This window comes from Bradyrhizobium sp. (assembly GCF_036009065.1).
Classification (GTDB): Bacteria; Pseudomonadota; Alphaproteobacteria; order Rhizobiales; family Xanthobacteraceae; genus Bradyrhizobium.
The window spans coordinates 1-8,244 of record NZ_DASYMN010000221.1 but is presented as its reverse complement, the minus strand read 5'-3'; the positions used below and the strand labels follow the sequence as shown (position 1 = coordinate 8,244).

Annotated in this window: 13 protein-coding genes; 7 read left to right on the top strand and 6 right to left on the bottom strand. The window is 61.5% G+C overall.

What is annotated here, in order from left to right; genetic code table 11:
- From lptC to VGP39_RS13450, 7 genes are all read left to right on the top strand, one after another.
- A partial coding sequence (gene lptC / locus VGP39_RS13480; RefSeq protein WP_327568599.1) for an LPS export ABC transporter periplasmic protein LptC occupies positions 1 to 541 on the top strand: 541 nt, incomplete at its 5' end.
- Between the two features lie 11 nt (positions 542 to 552).
- Positions 553 to 1,257 (top strand): LptA/OstA family protein, encoded by a 705-nt coding sequence (locus tag VGP39_RS13475; RefSeq protein WP_414644664.1) that lies wholly within the window; start codon positions 553 to 555, stop codon positions 1,255 to 1,257.
- Positions 1,258 to 1,448: 191 nt separating this feature from the next.
- Entirely contained in the window at positions 1,449 to 2,423 is a 975-nt protein-coding gene (gene lptB, locus VGP39_RS13470) for an LPS export ABC transporter ATP-binding protein (protein ID WP_327568598.1), read from the top strand.
- Between the two features lie 104 nt (positions 2,424 to 2,527).
- A complete protein-coding gene (gene rpoN, locus VGP39_RS13465; RefSeq protein ID WP_327568597.1) occupies positions 2,528 to 4,186 on the top strand; it encodes an RNA polymerase factor sigma-54 in 1,659 nt (552 codons plus the stop codon).
- Between the two features lie 58 nt (positions 4,187 to 4,244).
- Positions 4,245 to 4,853, top strand: coding sequence for a ribosome hibernation-promoting factor, HPF/YfiA family (gene hpf / locus VGP39_RS13460; protein ID WP_327568596.1), 609 nt, complete (start codon positions 4,245 to 4,247; stop codon positions 4,851 to 4,853).
- A 198-nt stretch (positions 4,854 to 5,051) separates the two neighbouring features.
- A complete protein-coding gene (gene ptsN, locus VGP39_RS13455; protein ID WP_327568595.1) occupies positions 5,052 to 5,513 on the top strand; it encodes a PTS IIA-like nitrogen regulatory protein PtsN in 462 nt (153 codons plus the stop codon).
- Positions 5,514 to 5,527: 14 nt separating this feature from the next.
- Positions 5,528 to 5,866 (top strand): nucleotidyltransferase family protein, encoded by a 339-nt coding sequence (locus tag VGP39_RS13450; RefSeq protein ID WP_327568594.1) that lies wholly within the window; start codon positions 5,528 to 5,530, stop codon positions 5,864 to 5,866.
- A gap of 88 nt (positions 5,867 to 5,954) precedes the next feature.
- On the opposite strand, the gene VGP39_RS13445 is transcribed toward VGP39_RS13450, so the two are convergent.
- The 6 genes from VGP39_RS13445 to VGP39_RS13420 form a co-directional block, all read right to left on the bottom strand.
- A complete protein-coding gene (locus VGP39_RS13445) occupies positions 5,955 to 6,095 on the bottom strand; it encodes a hypothetical protein (protein ID WP_327568593.1) in 141 nt (46 codons plus the stop codon).
- A 118-nt stretch (positions 6,096 to 6,213) separates the two neighbouring features.
- The gene (locus VGP39_RS13440) at positions 6,214 to 6,663 is read right to left on the bottom strand and encodes a hypothetical protein (RefSeq protein WP_327568592.1); all 450 of its coding nucleotides are present in this window, start codon (positions 6,661 to 6,663) and stop codon (positions 6,214 to 6,216) included.
- Between the two features lie 29 nt (positions 6,664 to 6,692).
- Positions 6,693 to 7,004 carry a type II toxin-antitoxin system RelE/ParE family toxin gene (locus VGP39_RS13435; RefSeq protein WP_327568591.1) on the bottom strand — a complete coding sequence of 104 codons (312 nt, stop codon included), beginning with the start codon at positions 7,002 to 7,004 and terminating at the stop codon, positions 6,693 to 6,695.
- Complete coding sequence (locus tag VGP39_RS13430) at positions 6,994 to 7,341, bottom strand: type II toxin-antitoxin system ParD family antitoxin (protein ID WP_327568590.1); 348 nt, start codon at positions 7,339 to 7,341, stop codon at positions 6,994 to 6,996. The genes VGP39_RS13435 and VGP39_RS13430 overlap by 11 nt, the downstream gene beginning before the upstream one ends.
- A gap of 126 nt (positions 7,342 to 7,467) precedes the next feature.
- Positions 7,468 to 7,734, bottom strand: a complete 267-nt coding sequence (locus VGP39_RS13425; RefSeq protein ID WP_327568589.1) for a DUF1150 domain-containing protein — start codon at positions 7,732 to 7,734, stop codon at positions 7,468 to 7,470.
- 50 nt (positions 7,735 to 7,784) lie between these two features.
- Positions 7,785 to 8,210, bottom strand: a complete 426-nt coding sequence (locus tag VGP39_RS13420) for an Hsp20 family protein (RefSeq protein WP_327568600.1) — start codon at positions 8,208 to 8,210, stop codon at positions 7,785 to 7,787.
- Positions 8,211 to 8,244 lie beyond the last annotated feature (34 nt).

Genomic DNA, 8,244 nt, shown 5'->3' with positions numbered 1-8,244 from the left:
CGGCAGCAAGATCACCATGGAATCGCCGCATCTGTCCGGCTTCTCGCCGGATCAGCGGCCCTATGAATTATGGGCGAAAACGGCGACGCAGGATCTGAAGGATCCCGATCGCGTCGAACTGAAGGCGTTGCGCGCCAAGATATTGCAGGAGGACCGCTCGACGGTGACGCTGGATGCGCGCACCGGCCTGTTCGACACCAAGGCGCAGCTACTGGATCTGCGCAAGGATATCTTTCTGCAATCCTCCACCGGCTATGAGGCGCGCCTGTCGCAGGCGCTGCTCGATATCGGCAAGGGCACGGTAACCTCCGAGGAACCCGTCGACGTCAAATTGCTCAACGGAACGCTTACCGCGGACAAGCTTCGAATCACCGAAAAGGGCGCACTCGTCCGCTTCGAGGGCCATGTCGTGATGAACCTGACCATGGACCCTGCGGAGCCCGCGGCTGCTGTTGAGCCCACCCCGGAACCCGCGCCCGAACCTTCTCCCGCTCCCACCAAAGCGCGAGCGTCTTCGGCCAAACGCGCCAACGCGAAATGAAATCGACCATGATGATTTTCCGCCGCCTTCCTGCGACCCGGTGCTTTGCGCGCGGCATACGCGCCGGATCGATGGTGCTTGCGATGGTCGCAGCAAGCGATGCCGGCGCGCAGAGCGCGGTGAAAAATGTGCCCAATGCCATGCAGGGCTTTTCGCAAAATCGCGACCAGCCGATCCAGATCGAGGCGGCGTCGCTGGAAATGCGCGACAAGAAGAAGGAAGCCACCTTCGCCGGCAACGTGAAAGTGGTGCAGGGCGACACCACCATGAGCTCGAAATCGCTGGTGGTGTTCTACGATCAGAATACCGCGCCGGCGCCGGCGCCCGCTGCTGCCAAGGGAGCAAAGTCCGGTCCGATCCAGTCGGCAACCCCGGGGCCCGGCGGCAGTTCATCGATCCGCCGGCTGGAGGCCAGAGGCAGTGTCGTCGTCACCCAGAAGGATCAGGTCGTGACCGGCGAGACTGCGATCTTCGATACCAAGAGCAACCAGGTCACGATGCAGGGCGGCGTGGTACTCACCCAAGGCCAGAACATCTTGCGCGGCGACCGCCTGGTGGTGGACATGACCAGCGGCGTGTCGCGCGTGGAATCCGATACCGGCCGCGTGCAGGGCCTGTTCCAGTCATCGGGCCAGGGCGGCCCGCCGGCGATCCCCGGCATGCCGACCTCCACGCCGGCCCCGGCACCTGCGCCGCCTTCAAATAAACCGAAATAACTTCAGACAGTTATCTGGCTCAGGCGGGCGCCGAGGTTGAACCGGCGGGGCGGAGCCTGTATCTACGGCACGGCCCGAGATGCGCACGCCGTTTCGCTGGGCAAGGGGCATCACCTCATTCATGCTGCACGCGCCAATCGAATCGCCGCGGCGGCTGCCGCGATCACCGTGAAAGGCTGAGCGAAGCGGGTATGGTGGATTTACTCGGCATGTTCCGTCGGCGCGCCCGCAAACGCGGTCCGCAAGGATTTGCGCGGTCGCATGTCGACATCACGGCGCTCGGCGACAGCATCGGCGACATGCTCACCCAGCCGGTGCGCGATGCTCCGCCGATCGCACGCGACACGGTGGCGCCGCCGCCAATGCGGGAGGCTCTGCCCGCGGAAAAACCCCGCGCGCGCAGCGCGGGCAACGGCGCGGCCGCGCCGCGCTTCGCCACCAAGGCCGGCTACCTGGCTGTGCATAGCGTGGAAAAAAGCTTCGGCTCGCGGCAGGTGGTTCGCGGCGTCAGCATCTATGTCCGGCGCGGCGAGGCGGTCGGTTTGCTGGGGCCGAACGGCGCCGGCAAGACCACGGTGTTCTACATGATCACCGGCCTGATCAAGGCGGATCGCGGCGCCATCGAGCTCGACGGCCACGACGTGACCAAGCTGCCGATGTACCAGCGCGCCCGGCTCGGAATCGGCTATTTGCCGCAGGAAGCGTCAATCTTTCGCGGCCTCACGGTGGAGCAGAATATCCGCGCCGTGCTCGAGGTGGTCGAGCCCTCGAAGAAAAAGCGCGAGGCCGAACTGAGCTCGCTGCTCGACGAGTTCAACATCGCGAGACTGCGCAAGACGCCGTCGATCGCGCTGTCCGGCGGCGAGCGCCGCCGCGTCGAAATTGCGCGCGCGCTGGCGACGCGGCCGAACTACATGCTGCTCGACGAGCCCTTCGCCGGCATCGATCCGATTGCGGTCGGGGACATTCAGGATCTGGTCCGCCACCTCACCAACCGCGGCATCGGGGTGCTGATCACCGACCATAATGTGCGCGAAACGCTGGGCCTGACCGACCGCGCCTATATCGTCTATGCCGGTGAGATTCTAACCGAGGGCAATCCGGACGAGATCGTCAATAACCCGGATGTACGGCGTCTTTACCTTGGCGAAGAATTCCGCCTGTAGCCCAAAATTACAATTCGTCAAGCCGTGTACATCGGCTTTCGACTGGTTTAAGCAAGAATCGGACCAATTCTCGGATTGGGTCTTGCTTAACGGTACTGGGATACATGGCGCTCACGCAGAGATTAGAATTCCGCCAGTCTCAGTCGCTGGTGATGACGCCGCAGCTGATGCAGGCGATCAAGCTGTTGCAGCTTTCCAATCTCGATCTGGCGGCCTTTGTCGAGGACGAGCTGGAGCGCAATCCGCTGCTCGAGCGCGCCAATGACGGCACCGAGCCGCCGGTGCGGGGCGAACCGCAGCCGGAACGCGCCGAATTCTCCGACCGCGACGATCCGGGCTCCAGCTTCGACGACGGTCCCGGAGACCGTTCCGAGACGGCGAACGGGGCCGCCGGCGACAATTTCGAGCCGGTCCAGGAAGAGTGGCTGAACCGCGATCTCGGCAGCCGCGCCGAGATCGAGCAGACGCTGGACACCGGTCTCGACAATGTGTTTCCCGAGGAGCCGGCCGAAGCCGCCGCGCGTACCGCCCAGGACGCGGCGCCTACCGCCTATACCGAATGGGGCGGCGGCGCCTCCAATGACGAGAGCTATAATCTCGAAGCCTTCGTGGCCGCCGAGGTCACGCTGGGCAGCCATCTCGCCGAGCAATTGGCGGTCGCGTTCACCGCCCCCGCGCAGCGCATGATCGGCCAATATCTGATCGACCTCGTGGATGAGGCAGGCTACCTGCCGCCGGATCTGGGCCAGGCCGCCGAGCGGCTCGGCGCCTCGCCTGAAGACGTCGAGGCGGTGCTTGCGACCTTGCAGAAATTCGATCCGCCCGGCGTCTGCGCCCGGAATTTGAGCGAATGCCTCGCGATTCAGCTGCGCGAACAGAACCGTTATGACCCGGCGATGCAGGCGCTGGTCGAGCATCTTGATCTCTTGGCAAAACGCGACATCGGCAATTTGCGAAAACTCTGCGGCGTCGATGACGAGGATCTTGCCGACATGATCGGCGAGATCCGCCGGCTCGATCCAAAACCGGGTTTGAAATTCGGCTCGGCGAGGATGCAGACCGTGGTGCCCGACGTATATGTGCGGCCCGGCCCCGATGGCGGCTGGCACGTCGAACTCAACAGCGACACCCTGCCGCGGGTGCTGGTCAATCAGGTGTATTATTCCGAACTGTCGAAGACGATCCGCAAGGACGGCGACAAATCCTATTTCACCGATTGCCTGCAGAACGCGACGTGGCTGGTGCGCGCGCTCGATCAGCGCGCCCGCACCATCCTCAAGGTCGCGACCGAGATCGTCCGCCAGCAGGACGGGTTTTTCACCCAAGGCGTGGCGCATTTGCGGCCGCTCAATCTCAAGGCGGTGGCGGACGCTATCCAGATGCACGAATCGACGGTGTCGCGCGTCACCGCCAACAAGTACATGGCGACCAATCGCGGCAGTTTTGAACTGAAGTATTTCTTCACCGCGTCGATCGCGTCGGCCGATGGCGGCGAAGCCCATTCGGCGGAAGCCGTTCGTCACCACATCAAGCAATTGATCGACGCCGAAAGCCCTGCGGTGATCCTGTCTGATGACACCATCGTGGAACGATTGCGCGAGTCCGGCATTGATATTGCCCGCCGCACCGTGGCGAAATATCGCGAGGCGATGCGCATTCCGTCCTCGGTGCAGCGCCGCCGCGACAAGCAGAGCATGCTCGGCAATGCACTTTCAGCGCCAGCCGTGCCTTCCGACCGGTCCCGCGACACTGCACCGGCTTGATCGGCTTCCGCCAATCCGGATACTGATTTCTTGAAACCTTGCTGAAACGAGGCATGACATGACCGTAAGGGTCTCGGGCAAAAGCATCAGCGTCGGCGAAGCGCTGCGCGGACGCGTCAGCGAACGCACCGACGAAGTCCTGCGCAAGTATTTCGACGGCAATTATTCCGGCCACATCACGCTCAGCAAGGACGGCTTCGGCTTCCGCACCGACTGCGCGCTGCATCTGGATTCCGGGATCACGCTGGAGGCCGAATCCAACGCAGCCGATGCCTATGCCAGCGCCGATCAGGCGCTGGTGCTGATCGAAAAGCGGCTGCGCCGCTACAAAAGCCGGCTCAAGGACCGCTCCGAGCGCAAGGCCCACGCGGCCGCCGCCGCGATGGCTGAGATCGATGCGCCGACGCTGGATGCACCAAGCTATGTCATCGAGGCCCCGGCTTCCGACGACGAGGATGAGACAGCCTACAACGCGGTGATCATCGCCGAGGCGACCACCTCGCTGAAACGGCTTTCGGTAAGCGAGGCCGTGATGGAGCTGGATTTGACCGGCGCGCCCGTGATCGTGTTCCAGCATGGCAGCAGCGGGAGGGTGAACATCATCTACCGGCGGCCGGACGGCAATGTCGGCTGGGTCGATCCCCCGGCCGTCACCCCCGGTGGCTAAATGCCGGGCAGCATTGACGCCCCCCGAGGCGGTCCCTATAAGTCCGCCGCCTTGCCGGGCCGACCTGGAATTTAAGGAATTGGCACTGGTTTTGCGTTACAGATGGACGCAATTCCGGCCCGACTGTTCCCCGCTTGACGCCGCTCCATGTAAGCCTATGTCACACCCCGGACGCTCACACTTCAGCTCGGAAGCCCCATGACGATTACCGATCTGGTCGCACCCGAGGCGATACTCCCGGCGTTGAAAGTCAATAGCAAGAAGCAGGCGCTGCAGGAATTGTCCGCGCGCGCGGCGGTGTTGACCGGGCAGAACGAGCGCGCAGTCTTCGAAGTCCTGCTGCAGCGCGAGAAGCTGGGCACCACCGCGGTCGGATACGGCGTCGCCATTCCGCACGGCAAGCTGCCGAAGCTGGAAAAGCTGTTCGGCCTGTTCGCCCGCCTTGAGCGCCCGATCGATTTCGAGGCGATGGACGGCCAGCCGGTCGACCTGATCTTCCTGCTGCTCGCCCCCGAAGGCGCCGGCGCCGATCACCTCAAAGCGCTGGCGCGGATCGCCCGCCTGCTCCGCGACCAGGACGTCGCCAAGAAGCTGCGCGCCTCGCGCGACGCGCAGGCGATCTATTCGGTGCTGGCGCTGCCGCCGGCGAGCGCGGCATAGCGGCTAAACCGTTATTGCTGGGCTGCGGCGTTGCGCCAACCTGTGGTACGATAAAACATGAAAAGGTCGAAGCACTCAGGAAGCTGAATTCTTACGCTGGCGCCATCAAGGCGCTGGGCGCGACGTCGCTTTACCTATTCGGGTCAACAGCTCGCAATAAAGCCAACGCCAACAGCGACCTTGACCTTTTCGTTGACTACGACCCGCGCGGACGATTCAGCGTTCTGGATCTGGTCGCAGCCAAACGGCTGCTGGAAGTGGGCCTCGGCGTCGAGGTGGACCTCACGACGCGCAAAGGGCTCCATCCGCTGATACGTAAGCAGGTCGAGGCCGAGGCAACGCGAGTTTTCTAGATGGCCGCCCCCTCGCCTCTGCTGCGCATCCACGACAAGCGTGAAAGCCTTTGCTCAGACTACCGCAGCCTGAAAATACATCCAGTATTCACTTTTGGAAACGCCAAGCCACGACTGCGATTGCTACAAGGACGATGACGAGAAAAACCGAAATAGCAAAATAGCCTTCGGCTTCCCCTTCAATCATTCGGAAGATTTTCACCGTTAGACGTTCGCGTTTAGCGGGCATGGTGTGCCTCTATTATCAACGTCGAATTCCCAGCGGCGTCCATCTATGAGAATCGCAACGCACCCGAGACGTCTACATCAAGTTGCCCACGATAAGTGAAGCTGGGACGCGTCAACTGCTAATCCAAGCGCATTTTCTTACGATCTCGTCCACCGGCTCTTTTCCAGGCATCTAATCGATGCGTGGCCGCACCGAACGAAATGTTCATAGCCTCAGCGACGGCATATCTAGTCTTTCCTATATCGAATAATCGGTAGCAGACCTCAACACCACGTGGCGTGAATTTACCATCGCTCGTCTTATTACGAGGATCCTTTGGGTCAGGTTGCGAGTCTTGTGGCTGTATAAGCCCGCGCAACCGCTCCAAATCAGCTTGGATACTGGTGATCAAGTTGACGGCCAGTCTGTTTTCATAAGGGCGGATGGGCAAAAGCATTTTCCTTCTATAGACATATAGCTCTATACTTAAGTGTGTAAGGAAGGTAAACATCAATCGCAGATATTGCGAAAAGACATTAGATGATGCGGAATGAGTACGAGCGTCGTCGGGAACGACGACGTCGCGCATTAGCTTTGGCGCTAGTCTAGCCGTGCCGCCTAGAATATTCCGGTTAAATCGCGGCGCCCATCAACGACACGGATAATTTCGACCGCGTGGACAGAACCTTCCTCCGTATCCGGATCGGTTCGGTACAAGATCAGATATGGCGTCTCAACCAGCATCCGCATCGATGGACGAATATCGGACCGGCGCGCGCCCATGCGCGGCTGGGATCTTAGCAAGCGGGCTTTTTCCTCGATGCGATCGAAATAGCGCTCGGCGGCGGCGGGCTGCTCAAGCCCGATCATCACGTAGATTTCCAACAGGTCGGCACGGGCCTGGTTCGACCAGACCAACTCAGTCGGCATTGCCGGCAGCTTTCGCGGCACCTTTCAGCCTCGCACGGGCTTCGCGGCGCAATTTCTCCATGTCCAGTTCGCCAGCAGAGCCGCTGTCTATGCCGGCATCCCACATCTGGCGCAGCCGCTTGATGTCTTCCTGGCGCAGTTCGCGCTTCAACTGCCAGTCGCGCACCGCCTCGCGCACGATCTCGCTGGTGGTGGCGTATTCGCCGGCCTCGACCGCAGCCTTGAGCGCCGAGACTTGCTCTCCGGTCAGCGCCACGCTGACTTTTTCGATATTGGACATCCGGCATTCCTCGTAGCTTTGGTAGTAGATATTACTACCAATCACCGCATGCGGCAATGTTTGCGCTTCACCGCCAGGAGGAGGATTTTAATCTGGACCAAAAAATATGCGGACCGCGTCCCCGACAAAATCGAGGACGCGCGCCCGCGTTATCGCTAATTCAATCCTGTGCTTCCCCCGCGCTCAGTGAACGCTGACGGCCTGCAGCTCATTGCTCCATGCGTTGGCGATCGCAGCTTCGCGCGAATCCGTCAGCATCATGGGCTGCCCGCTCGCGGTGTGCAGCGCGAACAGTTTCAGGCCCGGCGCGAGATGCGGCGCCTGGGGAAAAAGCCCGGGCACGTCCTCGGAACGGATCTGTTTCACATAGGCGATGTGGCCTTCGCCCAGGCTCGCCAGCGCCTCCGGGGAGACGCTATTTCCTTCATACGCAACATTAGCTTCAGCCATGGTCTCGACTCCTTTTGTAGACCAAGCGGTCGAGTCCGCTACTCGTTCCATTATTCGTGCTCATTGATAGCGATTGTCTTAACGACCTTTTCAGGTTCCGGCCTGGCAAGGTCGATCGACAACAGCCCGTTCTTCAGGTCCGCGCCCAGCACCTGCATCCCCTCCGCCAGCACAAAAGTGCGCTGGAAGTGGCGCGCGGCGATGCCGCGATGGATGTATTGCCGGGCCTTGTCGTCCTGCTGGCGACCGCGGATGACGAGCTGGTTTTCCTCAATGGTTACATCGAGTTGGTCGCGGGTAAATCCCGCCACCGCCAGCGTGATCCGGAGCCGTTCGGGCTGGCCGTTGTTACGGTCGCAGCGCTCGATGTTGTAGGGCGGGTAGCCGTCGGCACCCTTGACGACGCGATCGAGCGCACGCTCGATTTCGTCGAATCCCAACAGGAACGGACTGGATAACGAAGGAACACGAGACATCACAAAGTCCTCTCGAAGCGACTTTGAGGGGCCC

Coding starts and splice junctions, on each gene's coding strand:
- VGP39_RS13475 (WP_414644664.1), top strand. CDS start 553: ATGATTTTCCGCCGCCTTCCTGCGACCCGGTGCTTTGCGCGCGGCATA.
- lptB (WP_327568598.1), top strand. CDS start 1,449: ATGGTGGATTTACTCGGCATGTTCCGTCGGCGCGCCCGCAAACGCGGT.
- rpoN (WP_327568597.1), top strand. CDS start 2,528: ATGGCGCTCACGCAGAGATTAGAATTCCGCCAGTCTCAGTCGCTGGTG.
- hpf (WP_327568596.1), top strand. CDS start 4,245: ATGACCGTAAGGGTCTCGGGCAAAAGCATCAGCGTCGGCGAAGCGCTG.
- ptsN (WP_327568595.1), top strand. CDS start 5,052: ATGACGATTACCGATCTGGTCGCACCCGAGGCGATACTCCCGGCGTTG.
- VGP39_RS13445 (WP_327568593.1), bottom strand. CDS start 6,095: ATGCCCGCTAAACGCGAACGTCTAACGGTGAAAATCTTCCGAATGATT.
- VGP39_RS13440 (WP_327568592.1), bottom strand. CDS start 6,663: ATGCGCGACGTCGTCGTTCCCGACGACGCTCGTACTCATTCCGCATCA.
- VGP39_RS13435 (WP_327568591.1), bottom strand. CDS start 7,004: ATGCCGACTGAGTTGGTCTGGTCGAACCAGGCCCGTGCCGACCTGTTG.
- VGP39_RS13425 (WP_327568589.1), bottom strand. CDS start 7,734: ATGGCTGAAGCTAATGTTGCGTATGAAGGAAATAGCGTCTCCCCGGAG.
- VGP39_RS13420 (WP_327568600.1), bottom strand. CDS start 8,210: ATGTCTCGTGTTCCTTCGTTATCCAGTCCGTTCCTGTTGGGATTCGAC.